Raw genomic sequence first — 12,506 nt, 5'->3', positions numbered from 1 at the left:
TCTACTCCCCCTCAGGATACCAACGGTCGAGTAGCTCTTGAGAGCGTTTAAGTTCACTCTCCCAAGTGTCAGCACCTACAACGATAGGCTTCAGTAAGATAACCAATTCTGTTTTTACGGTAGAGTTAGCACGGTTAGTAAAGGCCTCACCTAAAAAGGGAATATCTCCCAATAATGGCACCTTAGAGACTATCTCTATATTCTCACTTTTCATTAAGCCACCAATAACAACCACGTCGCCACTGGCTGCTCGGATAACAGTGTCGGATTCGCGGATTTCACTTTGTGCCAAGGGCAGCTCCAAAGTGCTATCGGAGATCTTAATTGTTTTAACCTGCTCTTTAATATTAATGACCGATGGGTGTATATGTAATAACACATTGCCTTCGGCATCAATTTGCGGAGTGACATCAAGTGCGATGCCGGAGAAAAATGGTGTTAGCTCAACTTCAGGACTGGTCACAGGCGTGGTGCCAGCAATCGTCGTTGAAGAAACATCGGTGACAAAATATTCATCGGTACCGACTTTAATCACGGCTTTTTGGTTATTTGACGCGGTAACACGCGGGCTCGATAACACATCCACATCACCTTGCGTATCCAGCAAGCTAATCATGGTACTAAAATCAGACCCTTGAAGCTTAATGGAAGTTACGCCACCCAATGCACTGGTGATCTTGTCACTTAAGCCTGTTGATGGGCTAGTACCAAAGGAGATATCAGTGCTACCAGCGTGACCTAATACGCTTTCCCAATGGATCCCTTGCTGGTAACCATCAGACAGAGTCACTTCAAGCACTTTGGCTTCGATAATAACTTGGCGCTGCAAGTGGCTTTCTGCCGTTTTGATAAAATTACGCACTTGTCTAATTTCATTAGGGTAGGCACGAACAGTAACGAGTCCAGCTTGTGGTGTAATCACCACTTGGCGCCCACCACCGCTTTCACCAACAATGGAGACTAATGTTTCTTTTAACTCGCCCCAAAAGTCAGACTTGGTTTTTGAACGGATAAAAGTCCCGTTCGTTTTCTCACTGCTGCTGTTGCTACTGCTTGAATTAGAATCACTATTGGAGCTGTTATTTGAATTACTATTATTGCCGCTATCGCTACTATTACCGCCACTGGAGCTGTTGTTATCATCTGATATACGCCCAGAATTAACTGAGGTTAACGATAAGCCTTCGCGCTGCATGTAAAGGTAATTGAGTGAAAAGGTTTCGGTACGCATACCAGCAGGATAAATACGTAAAATGCGCCCTTCTCGACTCACTTCATAGCCATAAATATCTTCAACAACCTGCAGTGTTTCCTGAAGGGTAACCCCTTTTAATGAAAGTGAAATTTGACCGGATACATCAGGGTGCACTGCCACACTTAATGGCGTCCCCTGCACTAAACTAGGGAAAAACACTTTAGCATCAACTTCATGAGCAGACACATCAAAACGACGCTCAGCTCTTTTGGCTGGGGTAAAACCAGCAAGTAAACTGTTTGACGCTAGCTCTCTTTGCACTTCCTCTGGCAATACCGCTGGAGGCGGCGCTAAAGTGGCCGTTTCAGCGGTTGCAATAGAATCCGCTAATGCTTGCTTTGACGCTACTGGGTTTGGCCTATCAACCGTTTGGCAGGCCACCAGTAACAATGTCAGCAAAGGGGTTATATATAGTGTTGAGCGCATCTGTTTAGTGTCCCTTAATCTCTAGTATTGCTTTAAACATTGTCAGTTTACGGCCATCGGCTAACGACACAGTATCCTTGTCAATATGCACGATTTTTACACCTTGTACTCGCTGACCCTGCTTAAATATTTCATTGTTAATCACTGCAAAAGAACCGCTTTGCTTAATTAAAATACTGTTCAGTACCAATGCTTTGTTTGACGATACGGTGGCGGTATTGGTTATGCTTGCACCAGCACCAGGTAACGTTGGATCTCGTAAACTGTCTGCGCTTAAGTTAACGCAAAAACTGCCAGCGACGATGAGCAGTGCTAAGCGACTAATTTGTTTTAGCAACACTAATAAAGTCCTTATTTATGCTTAGGGTATAAAGCTCTAACGTGATTGCGGCTTTAGGATAGGCATCCACTTTATAATCCATGCTACGCCAGTAAAGTTTATTTGGCATGCTCTCCACGGCTTCAACAAAGCGTAATACCGAAAAATAATCGCCGGTAAACTCCAGCCGGATCCCATGACTATACAAGTTCATTTTCTTCTCTTCGCCGACTTCCAATAATGGCGTAGGGGCGATTGAGGTAAAGGCTTTCAATTTAATGCCTTTTACATTTGAAAGTAGCCCTGCAAGTAAGGTAGGCATATGATCTGCTGGCACCATATCAACCATTTGGAAAGACAGCTCTTCATCTATCTGCTTAGTCTGCTGAATAATGTTGGCTAAGCGCTGGCGATACTCGGTGTCTGGATCGGTCGCCAAGCTTTGTTCATAGAGCGCAATCTGCTGCTCTGAAATATTATTCTCATTCTTTAAAGAAGAAACCTGCTGACTTAACTGAGTATGTTGGGTTAACAATGACTCCAACGGCAGATAAAAAATCAACCCTGCAACGATAAGCACTGCAGCTGCAACTAACACTCTTTCTCGTTGGCTTAGCACATCGAATTTGGTGGCTAGATCATACCAGCGCTGCTTCATTTTCTACCCTCCGCGGCTTTAGATTCAGTATCGGCATCACTGGTTAATTTAAATGCCAGCGGTTTATCTTCACCTAAGCTCATTGTCATCGATGCAAATGCATGACCTTTCAATGTGGTCGTAGTTTTAAGTCTATCAATCCAATTTGGCACACTTTGTGGGCTAGAGGTGTAGCCTTCGAAGATATAGCGGTTTTCGTTAACCTGAATCCGATTCAGCCAAATACTACGATCTGCCACGCTGGCTAAATCAGTCATTAATGGCGAATAACCAAAGCTTGTAAGCGCTTCTTGTTGACTCAACTTACCGATTAACATCTGCTTGAGCTCTAACTGTTGCGCTTTTAATTCGACCTCAGCCACCAAAGACGGACTTGGCTGCCTCTTGGCTAGCTCATCTTCGAGTTCCAATTTGCGCTCATCTAAAGTGGCCTTAGCGTGTTGTAACTCATCTTTTTCAGATTCCAGACTCGACACGAATCCATATGCGAGGGCACTGCTTAATAATAAAATTAAAACTAAGCCCACCAGCACTTGGTTCAATCTTAAAAAAGATAAACGTACTTCAGCAGGAAACAAAGATTCTGAGTAGAGGTTAACCCTTAATTTCATATTGAGTCACCTTGTGAAAACTCAGCTAATGCCATCTGCGAAAAAACTGCCTCTACCGACTCAGCTTGATACGGTGTCACACTTTGATTGAAGTTTTCACTCACTAACGCAGCCAACTTGTCACGGGCGCCCAGCATCAATAAGTCAATCGATGCCACGGGGGCTTCACGTAACTGGCTTTCAAAAAAGTCCATTGAACGTTGGATCTCTAGACTCAAGTTGTCAGCAAGACCAAAAGCGAGATCTTCAGCGGCAACACTATCAAGCTGTAAAAAGCCTCGCACTCGACGCTGCATGAATAATTCGCCATCCTTTACGACGGCAAGTAAAAGCTCTCCGCCAGCGCGATGGCTGAGTAATAGTCTTGCTTGGTTATCACTAAACAAATGGGTAATCGCCATCTCTTCAATGGTGACGCCACAGGTTTCCATACCCGTCGCTCTCGCTGCCAGCAGTATACTGGTGAGCTGTTTTTTATCTGCGACGACGACGCTAACTTTATTGGTCGTTTGCTTAGAGGATTCGAAGTAATCTAAATGGATGTCGGTTACCGCTTGGCTAACGAGATCTTTAACTGACCATAGCAGCGCCGCAGTCATCTCTTCTGGCTCTACATTGGGCTTATCGACCAGTAAGACTTGATAAAACTCAGCAGATAAAACGATTTGAATTTTTGCAATGCCGAGTGACTTGACGATCTGCTCAAAGGCATCTGCCCAATCCAGTTTTTTAAAGTTGAAAGTAGAAAAATTGGCGACAGACTCTTCAGTTGCTGCTTGGTATACAAATATTTTATCGGCACACACATATAACCCCAACTTTGATGTTGGAGCAGGTTTTCGCCAAAATTGGAGTTTACTTAGCAAGCTAGCTTCCATTCATCCGTGCCTTAAATACTGTTAGTTCTTACCCGTAAATGTTCATATTATCGAGTTTCTGATAACGACTTGTGAATTAGATGATGATAATACTGATCTAATTTAGGTTAAAAGCAAAGAGAGTCTTCTTATGTCACTCATTGTAACTACTAATATTTGAATATTATAGAAAAACATCTATAAAGCCATTACATCTTATCGTTTGCCGACTCTGTAAACGAGTTATACTTCTTCTATTGGCTCACTAAAAAAACTACCTTGACCCGCACTCACGCCTAAAATTTGTAACGTCTGCCACTCTTCAAAAACCTCAACACCTTCAGCACAAACTTGCACATCGGTACCATACAGCCCGGCGATTAAACTGCGGATAAAGAGTTGGTTCTCCGCTCGCAGGTGGATTTGACTGACGATAGAACGGTGCAGTTTAATTAACGAGATAGGGTAACGTTGTAAATACTCGGTACTCACAACTTGCTGCCCCACTCTGTCAACACAGATCCCCGCACCCATTTTACTGATCATATCGAGCGGCTCTTTGAGCACATCTTGGTGGTGCACTAGAATGTCTTCATTTATCTCAAAGATGATCCGCGGGACTAAGTGCCGATATTCCAACAATGTGGTTTTTAACCAGCGCACGAAGGCTCGGCTGGTTAATGTATCTAAGCTCAGGTTAATGCTGAACTTAAGGCTAGTATCATTTTGTTTCGGCAAGATATCAAACAGCACCATCTCGATAACCTGCCTTTCTATTTGAGGGATGAGGCCGCACTTAATTGCCATGGGGAGAAAAAGGGTTGCTCGGACCAAATTACCTTGGGTATCACGCAGTCGACAAGACACTTCTTGATGATGCGCAGTTAAATCACTATCAACCACAGGCTGCGAGAATAAAAAGACTCGCTTGCTAACGAGCACGTTCTCCAAAAAGCTACGCCAACGCACAGAGCCTTTAGACAAATCACCATCAACAGCGCCCTTGTCATACATAAACCAACTACTACCGCCTTGAAACTGAGCCGAGCGCAAAGCGAGCTCCGCCTCTTCCACTAAAGCATCTTTGTCATCACCCACTTTAAAATAGGCCCCGCCTAGATGCAGAAAATCATCAGGTGTATCGAGCAAGCTATCAATCTGGCTTAAACTCACCCGTAACAATTTAGCCGCGACTTGGTCCGCTTCTTTTTGTGAAATTTGTGGCACCACCACCGCGAACTGATTATAAGAGCGGCGCGAGAAAATGATATTAGCTTTACTCACTAAAATTTGATTAATAGTGGCGATGATTTGTGACAGTATTTCATTGACCTCTTGCTCACCAATTTCTCGGTTTAATAGGTCTAGATCTTCCATCTCAAACAGATACAACACACCGGGTGTCATCATGCCTGCACTATTGCTCAGTGCATCCAAACGGTTTTTAAGGAACAAACGGTTACCAACACCCGTTTCAGCATCAAGAAACGTGTTGGAACGTATAAATTGATCAAACCTCGCCCGCTCTTTATGTGCATCATGCAGCTCAAGTAGTAGCTGCGTCATGGCGCGGTTAATCATCCGAGGTCTTCCATGCCCCTTTTCTGCCAATGCTTTATCGCGCTTACCCGTTAAGATAAGGTTAGCCCGCTCGGTGAGATCTTCGATGCCATTAAGTTGGTCCGAAAACCATCGAAAGCCAAATCGTACAAACAGCATAACGGCGAGACACCCCACCAACAGAATCATCCATTCATAAGCACTGACTTCATGCTTATTAAACGGCTGTGGCAATGCCAGCTCCATCATTAGGCCATTTTCAAGCTGACTGCTGTATTGCACACCACCAGGTTGAGGCTTTAGCGCCTTATATTCAAATAGAGTGACGTTACCTTTAGTCAGCACAAACGATTGCGCTTGGTAGGCATGTAGCAATGGTGGCAACCAATTATTAAGCTGCCACTTCTCTTCTGGTGCCACAGTGACGGCAAACTGCTGTTGTAACATGCCCTCTAGTTCTGACACTTTTTGCTGTTGAAATGCATAGGTCAGCTGCACGAAACTAAACATAGCGGTTAAAAAACAGATAAAGGCGACACCAACTAACGACATCAGCCAAAAGCTAGTGAGTTTCTTAGTAAGAATTCGAGTGAGTATCATATACCCATCCTACTTGAAGATGCTCGTTTCAGAGGCATTGTGCCAGTTCAATTCTAGGCGCGTTAACATAGAAATGGTTATTCCCTTTTAAGTTAGTGCAACAACGAAGTGAGCTTGCACAACGCCTTCTGCGATGGGTTTTAATGGGCTTTACTCCGTGTTATTGATTTTACTAAGGGAACGACCATTAGTGGCAATCAATGCCTTGATTAAAGCCCATTAAACTCCCACTGAATCCTGCATCTTCAGGCAAGATGGGTATATGTCCGCTTCCTGCAGGATCTTATTTTGATGTAGAAGAATTATCCCGCAAATAGCGGCTTATTTGAGGATTATTAAACAGCAGGTGATAAAAGGCAAAATAAAAACGACAGAAAACAAAAAAGGGGCCTAAGCCCCTTTTCTTAATCACTAGCAGAATAAGTGATTACGACTCCATATAACCGATAGGTAACGTCGTAATATGAGCCACACCCGACTCAATGGCAGCAAGGGCTACCGCTTTAGCAACATTCGGTAATAAGCGCGGGTCCATTGGTTTAGGAATCACGTACTCGGCACCAAATTCCAGAGAGCTAACATCTGGATATGCAGCAAGCACTGATGCTGGCACGGCTTCTTTAGCTAAGCTTGCAATAGCATGCACGGCAGCAATTTTCATTTCATCATTAATCTTCGATGCACGCACATCTAATGCACCACGGAAAATGAATGGAAAACACAATACGTTGTTGACCTGGTTTGGATAGTCACTTCGACCCGTTCCCATAATTAAGTCTTTACGGGTTTCATGGGCGATTTCAGGTCTGATTTCAGGATCTGGGTTTGAACAGGCAAAAATCACCGGGTTCTCAGCCATCAAGGCTACATCTTCAGCGCCAAGAACATCTGGGCCAGATAAACCTAAGAAAGCATCTGCACCCTTGATAACATCTTGTAGCGTGCGCTTATCCGTATTGTTTGCAAATAAAGCTTTATATTCGTTAATGTCTTCGCGACGAGTGTGGATTACGCCTTTTCTATCTAACATGTAGATATTTTCGCGTTGGGCACCACAATTAACCATCATTGTCATACAAGCGATGGCAGCAGCGCCAGCGCCCATACAAACAAATACAGCTTTTTCCATCGACTTACCTTGGATCTCTAACGCATTGATCATGCCTGCGGTAGTCACAATCGCAGTACCGTGTTGATCGTCATGAAAAACAGGCACATTACAACGCTCAATCAAGGCTTTTTCTATCTCAAAACACTCTGGCGCTTTAATATCTTCAAGGTTAATACCACCGAATGTATCGGCAATCGCTTCAACTATATTAATAAACTCTTCTGAAGTTCTGTGTTTTACTTCGATATCAGTCGCATCGATATTGGCAAAATGCTTAAACAATAACGCTTTGCCTTCCATCACAGGCTTAGATGCCAACGGACCTAAATTACCTAAACCTAGAATGGCGGTGCCATTAGAAATAACAGCAACTGTGTTGCCTTTACCGGTATAGCGATATGCATTTTCAGGGTTTGCCGCGATTTCACGCACAGGTTCTGCCACACCGGGGCTATACGCCAGTGCAAGGTCCATGCTCGTTTCTGCGGGTTTTGTTAGGCAAACTGCTGTTTTACCTGGTACGGGTAATTCATGATAATCGAGGGCTTGTTGACGAAGATCTGCCATTTTTCTAATCCTGAGTGCGACTAATGTTATCCAAAGCGAAAGGTCGACAGCTAAACGGTTATTGAAGCTGTTTAGGTTGAGGTCGGTCTAGTGTATTACCTAAACAATAAACGTAAGCTGATAGTCGCTAAGATACTCGAATATAGAAGCATTTCAAATAAGATCTTTCAAAATTTTAACTTTATCGCTATATATTATTCCAAACTGTCTTTTTCGACGGTTATCTGTGATGGATGAGTGCCATTTACGCGCCACTTACTGTAAGAAAAGTACACCTTGCCACGCACTATTACCTGGCTTTGCAGCAGATTAAGATTCAATATGTTATTAAACTTACTGATATCTTGCTTAGATATCATCAAAACCAACTTATCATCGATTAACAGCGCTAAATCCTGACCTTTTCTTTCATAGCCAGTCACCACCCCTCTGACCTCTCGCCATTGGTTGCTATCGCTTCTTGAAAGCTGTGCAGGTGATTTAGCTTGGTAGTCAAGATGCTGCCATAGACCTCGTTGATTTGTCCGCGCATCATGTTCAATGTCCGCTAAACATTGCCAAAAAAAGTCATTTTGAAACACCTTGGCTTTAGCAAAGCCATTACTGAGTAGCAGTTCCTGCAGATGTTCACCTGCAGCGGTATACACATAAGCAAGTGTACGGCCGTATGGATCCAGTTTTTGCTGCCCAAAAACAAGTTTAAGTGTTTGTCCTGGTTTGACTGTACTTTGCAGAAATGATTTAGCCTCTGCGGCGTATGGGTCTGAAAGCTCTTTAAACTGGAAATCAATTTCAGGAGTATCAACACCGATGAACCGCACTCGTCGACCATCTTTTAAGGTAATGGTATCGCCGTCATTGACGTAATCAAGCACCACGGTTTCATCAAAGCTAGTCGGCACACATTGACTGGCGTGAACAGGCGAAAGAGTCAAAACTAATAATAAGGCGCAGAGTGATGTTTTAAAGCCCATTGGGATCCTGTTGAGTCGTCAAATAGACATATATCAGTAAGAAAGATAGAAAAGCTCAACCTCAGAATAGCAAAAAGGCGCCAGAAGGCGCCTTTTTTAAATTCATTGCAGAAGTAATTACTTCTTGCCAAGTGCACCAAAGCGCTTGTTGAACTTATCGATACGTCCGCCAGTATCCGTAACTTTCTGGGTACCAGTGTAGAATGGGTGACATGCACCACAAACGTCTAAATGTAAGTCTTTACCGATAGTAGAGTTAATTTTGATAACGTTACCACAAGTACAAGTTGCAGTGATTTCTGCATAATCAGGATGAATACCTGCTTTCATTGGAATTACCTCAAGGTTAAGGCCATGTCGCTCTTCCAACCCGAAGTCGGACACCACATGCAGTTAATAATAGTTTAGGGCGCAGGATTATACAGCATTTAAGCAATAGATCCAGCTACCCGTCATGAATCACCATAAATAGAATCAGTGAGCGCGCTATCCTACCCTAAGTTGCTGCAATCCCTAGTACATCGAATCAAATAATTTTTCGGCAGCCTTGGCATCAGTATATTTATCTAATATTGCTACAGAAGGACATTTCAATAACGCATCAGCCTTTAAACCATTGATTTTATTTTTATTAAAAGCACGTGGATTCGCCTCATAAATGGCAAGTATTGCACCATAAGTGTTGACTCCCCACACTTTAGATTGACGTAAACCAATACGCCAGAGTGTTTCGCTACCATTAAAGTCTACATTACAATTTTCTTCGAGTTTAACGGCAGTAGCTGCCGTGCTGGTCGTTAACGAATTTGAAATCGCTTTTACAGTACGGTTTTCTTTCTCATTGACCTTCGCTGGCGATGGAGTCTGTTCAACGTATGCCGTATGCGGCACATTCTCGACAGGGTTGTCACTGAATAAGTTAAGCACCGTGACTTCTCGCCAGCGGTTTATTCGATGCTCTTTCACCACCAACACCGCTTCACTATCGACAACATCGTCAACGCCCGTAACTAACACTAGGAAATTACTCAACGGTGAACTCACAAGGCGCTCTTCTCCGGTCGATTGCCGCAAAAAGAACTGCACTTTATTGGGGTTCTTATGGCTTGAAATCATATTCACTTTGAGTTTTGGGTACTCTCCCAGTTCAAATAACCTTTGATTTATGCTGACATGAGAAACCTCAGCAGTAACCGCGGTGCTAAACAGCGCTAACGTCGTTAATGCTAATATTATTATTCTTTTCATCGTTTCCTTTTCTAGCGCATCATAATAAGTTAAATCTGACTGGCTCTCCTAGACTCGCCTCGGTACACTACAGGCTTATCTCCTATCGAAATAGAGTTTTATGCCTTTGTTTGTTGAGGTCGCCCTGCCCGTTCCGATGCGGCAAACCTTTAGTTACCAAGTTCCTGAGCATATCGTAATCGTTCCTCAAAAAGGCATGCGAGTACAAGTGCCATTTGGTCGTCAGCAGCTTATCGGCCTGATTACGGCCATAACGGATACTTGTAATTTAACGCCTAAGCAAATAAAGCCTATTGTTAGCATTTTAGACGATGCACCACTATTACCTGATTCACTGTATAAATTAACGGCTTGGGCTGCAAGATATTACTTCTGCAGCTTAGGGCAAATGCTATCACAAGCGATACCCGTGGCACTGAGAAAAGGGGCGGAGTCGAAAGCGGCGACGGCGACCTATTGGACTTTAACGGATGCGGGACGCGCCGCTGATGTTAATCAACTCAACCGTGCACCCGCGCAACGCAAACTGTTTAACGCCTTAGCAGAACGCGATCTCGAACAGCACGAAATCACCGCATTAGAACTCAGTAAAGCCGCGCTAAAAGCACTCGATGATAAAGGCTGGATAACGAAGAATTCACGTGTTGTGTCCGTTGATCTCAGCTGGCGAACCCAGCTTGAAATGACTGAAGAGCCACATAGACTCAACCCAGAACAAGCCATCGCGGTCGCGACACTCACGCTGCAATCTGGCTATCACTGCACGTTACTCGAAGGTGTTACGGGCTCGGGGAAAACCGAAGTTTACTTGGCTTTATTAGAAACAATATTAAAGCAGGGCAAGCAAGCACTCGTCCTAGTCCCGGAAATCGGCTTAACTCCCCAAACCATTAGCCGATTCAGACACCGCTTTAATGTCAAAGTATCAGTCATTCATTCTGGTTTGACTGACAATCAACGATTAGATGCATGGCGCCATGCCAAAACGGGCGAAGCTGCCATTATTATCGGCACGCGTTCGGCGTTATTTACGCCGATGGCTTATCCTGGGGTGATTATTTTAGACGAAGAGCACGACTCGAGTTTTAAGCAACAAGAGGGCGTGGGTTACCACGCACGTGATCTTGCCGTTATGCGTGGGCATCTAGAAGATATTCCAGTTCTTTTAGGCACTGCAACACCGTCACTGGAAACCTTACAAAATGCACTTAGTGGTCGATATGAGCATTTGCAGCTAGGTCAACGTGCAGGCAATGCAGAAAAAGTGCGTCAAGGCATTGTCGACATTCGTAATCAGCCACTGCGCACCGGTATGTCCCATGCATTGTTGAATGAAATGCGCATCCACCTTGATGCGGGCAACCAAGTCATTTTATTTCTCAACCGACGGGGCTTTGCTCCCGCGTTAATCTGCCATGAATGTGGACATCTACATGAATGCGATCGCTGTGATGCCTTCTTTACTGTGCATCAAGCCTTAGGAGAGATCCGCTGTCATCACTGCAGTAATCAATATGCGATCCCCAAGCAGTGTCATCAATGTGGTAGCACCATGCTTGCTGGCCAAGGTGTGGGTACCGAGCAACTCGCCAGCTTCCTTGAGAAAGAGTTTCCCAACCACCCCGTTGTGCGTATCGATCGCGACACCACGCGCAATAAAGGTTCATTGGAGGCCCATCTCAACGCGATTCATAAAGGCGAATACAAAATTTTAGTGGGCACTCAAATGCTAGCAAAAGGCCATCACTTTCCTGATGTGACCTTGGTCGGGCTTTTGGATGTCGACGGCGCGCTCTTTAGTGCAGACTTTAGAGCACCGGAACGTTTCGGCCAGCTTTACACTCAAGTCTCAGGTCGTGCCGGTCGTGCCAGCAAACCTGGAACCGTGTTATTACAAACCCATCAAAGCGACAACACCATGCTTCGAGAGCTCATGCATAAAGGCTACGGTGAGTTTGCTCGCAATCAGCTCAATGAGCGTAAACAAGCATTACTCCCGCCCGCTTGGCATATGATCCTCATTCGCGCAGAAGCCCATTTGGCAGCAGACGCCGATGCACTGCTGAGTCAAATAGGGGCACTTCTGCCACAAAATGAAGAGTGTGAAGTGATAGGGCCGATGCCTGCCCCACTGGATAGAAAGGCCGGTAAATATCGTCGCCAGCTACTTTTCCAAACTAAAAACCGCAATCAACTGCAACAAGCATTTGAACAAGCACTACCACAAATTGAACAGTTACCTCTGGCTAAAAAATGCCGTTGGAGTCTCGATCGCGATCCACAAGATCTGCTTTAAATCGATTTAATCGTCACTAAAGTA

At 44.3% G+C, this 12,506-nt stretch carries 11 protein-coding genes; 1 reads left to right on the top strand and 10 read right to left on the bottom strand.

Features of this window, described 5'->3' with window-relative positions:
* Window position 1: 1 nt before the first annotated feature.
* From mshL to L2729_RS03800, 10 genes are all read right to left on the bottom strand, one after another.
* The gene (gene mshL / locus L2729_RS03845) at window positions 2-1,681 is read right to left on the bottom strand and encodes a pilus (MSHA type) biogenesis protein MshL (protein WP_248987058.1); all 1,680 of its coding nucleotides are present in this window, start codon (window positions 1,679-1,681) and stop codon (window positions 2-4) included.
* Between the two features lie 4 nt (window positions 1,682-1,685).
* A complete protein-coding gene (locus tag L2729_RS03840; RefSeq protein WP_346347752.1) occupies window positions 1,686-2,021 on the bottom strand; it encodes an MSHA biogenesis protein MshK in 336 nt (111 codons plus the stop codon).
* The gene (locus tag L2729_RS03835; protein WP_248987057.1) at window positions 2,002-2,658 is read right to left on the bottom strand and encodes an MSHA biogenesis protein MshJ; all 657 of its coding nucleotides are present in this window, start codon (window positions 2,656-2,658) and stop codon (window positions 2,002-2,004) included. The genes L2729_RS03840 and L2729_RS03835 overlap by 20 nt, the downstream gene beginning before the upstream one ends.
* Window positions 2,655-3,269: a PilN domain-containing protein gene (locus L2729_RS03830; protein WP_248987056.1), complete on the bottom strand. Its 615-nt coding sequence runs from the start codon at window positions 3,267-3,269 to the stop codon at window positions 2,655-2,657. The genes L2729_RS03835 and L2729_RS03830 overlap by 4 nt, the downstream gene beginning before the upstream one ends.
* On the bottom strand, window positions 3,266-4,147 hold the full coding sequence (locus L2729_RS03825; RefSeq protein WP_248987055.1) for a type IV pilus biogenesis protein PilM: 882 nt from the start codon (window positions 4,145-4,147) through the stop codon (window positions 3,266-3,268). The genes L2729_RS03830 and L2729_RS03825 overlap by 4 nt, the downstream gene beginning before the upstream one ends.
* A 222-nt stretch (window positions 4,148-4,369) precedes the next feature.
* On the bottom strand, window positions 4,370-6,286 hold the full coding sequence (gene csrD / locus L2729_RS03820) for an RNase E specificity factor CsrD (RefSeq protein ID WP_248987054.1): 1,917 nt from the start codon (window positions 6,284-6,286) through the stop codon (window positions 4,370-4,372).
* 427 nt (window positions 6,287-6,713) lie between these two features.
* Window positions 6,714-7,964 (bottom strand): malic enzyme-like NAD(P)-binding protein, encoded by a 1,251-nt coding sequence (locus L2729_RS03815; protein ID WP_101089819.1) that lies wholly within the window; start codon window positions 7,962-7,964, stop codon window positions 6,714-6,716.
* A gap of 194 nt (window positions 7,965-8,158) precedes the next feature.
* Complete coding sequence (locus L2729_RS03810) at window positions 8,159-8,938, bottom strand: thermonuclease family protein (protein ID WP_248987053.1); 780 nt, start codon at window positions 8,936-8,938, stop codon at window positions 8,159-8,161.
* 117 nt (window positions 8,939-9,055) lie between these two features.
* Window positions 9,056-9,268 carry a 50S ribosomal protein L31 gene (gene rpmE, locus L2729_RS03805; RefSeq protein ID WP_101089817.1) on the bottom strand — a complete coding sequence of 71 codons (213 nt, stop codon included), beginning with the start codon at window positions 9,266-9,268 and terminating at the stop codon, window positions 9,056-9,058.
* Window positions 9,269-9,451: 183 nt separating this feature from the next.
* Window positions 9,452-10,186, bottom strand: coding sequence for a FimV/HubP family polar landmark protein (locus L2729_RS03800; RefSeq protein WP_248987052.1), 735 nt, complete (start codon window positions 10,184-10,186; stop codon window positions 9,452-9,454).
* Window positions 10,187-10,286: 100 nt separating this feature from the next.
* On the opposite strand from L2729_RS03800, the gene priA reads away from it, so the two are divergent.
* Window positions 10,287-12,482: a primosomal protein N' gene (priA, locus tag L2729_RS03795; protein ID WP_248987051.1), complete on the top strand. Its 2,196-nt coding sequence runs from the start codon at window positions 10,287-10,289 to the stop codon at window positions 12,480-12,482.
* The last annotated feature ends 24 nt before the right edge of the window (window positions 12,483-12,506 follow it).

Origin of the sequence: Shewanella gelidimarina (assembly GCF_023283945.1) — a bacterium.
GTDB lineage: Bacteria > Pseudomonadota > Gammaproteobacteria > Enterobacterales > Shewanellaceae > Shewanella > Shewanella gelidimarina.
This window is presented reverse-complemented; position numbering and strand designations above follow the sequence as displayed.

Excerpts from the sequence above, each read along its gene's own strand:
- mshL (WP_248987058.1), bottom strand. The coding sequence starts at position 1,681 with ATGCGCTCAACACTATATATAACCCCTTTGCTGACATTGTTACTGGTG.
- L2729_RS03835 (WP_248987057.1), bottom strand. The coding sequence starts at position 2,658 with ATGAAGCAGCGCTGGTATGATCTAGCCACCAAATTCGATGTGCTAAGC.
- L2729_RS03830 (WP_248987056.1), bottom strand. The coding sequence starts at position 3,269 with ATGAAATTAAGGGTTAACCTCTACTCAGAATCTTTGTTTCCTGCTGAA.
- L2729_RS03825 (WP_248987055.1), bottom strand. The coding sequence starts at position 4,147 with ATGGAAGCTAGCTTGCTAAGTAAACTCCAATTTTGGCGAAAACCTGCT.
- csrD (WP_248987054.1), bottom strand. The coding sequence starts at position 6,286 with ATGATACTCACTCGAATTCTTACTAAGAAACTCACTAGCTTTTGGCTG.
- L2729_RS03815 (WP_101089819.1), bottom strand. The coding sequence starts at position 7,964 with ATGGCAGATCTTCGTCAACAAGCCCTCGATTATCATGAATTACCCGTA.
- L2729_RS03810 (WP_248987053.1), bottom strand. The coding sequence starts at position 8,938 with ATGGGCTTTAAAACATCACTCTGCGCCTTATTATTAGTTTTGACTCTT.
- rpmE (WP_101089817.1), bottom strand. The coding sequence starts at position 9,268 with ATGAAAGCAGGTATTCATCCTGATTATGCAGAAATCACTGCAACTTGT.
- L2729_RS03800 (WP_248987052.1), bottom strand. The coding sequence starts at position 10,186 with ATGAAAAGAATAATAATATTAGCATTAACGACGTTAGCGCTGTTTAGC.
- priA (WP_248987051.1), top strand. The coding sequence starts at position 10,287 with ATGCCTTTGTTTGTTGAGGTCGCCCTGCCCGTTCCGATGCGGCAAACC.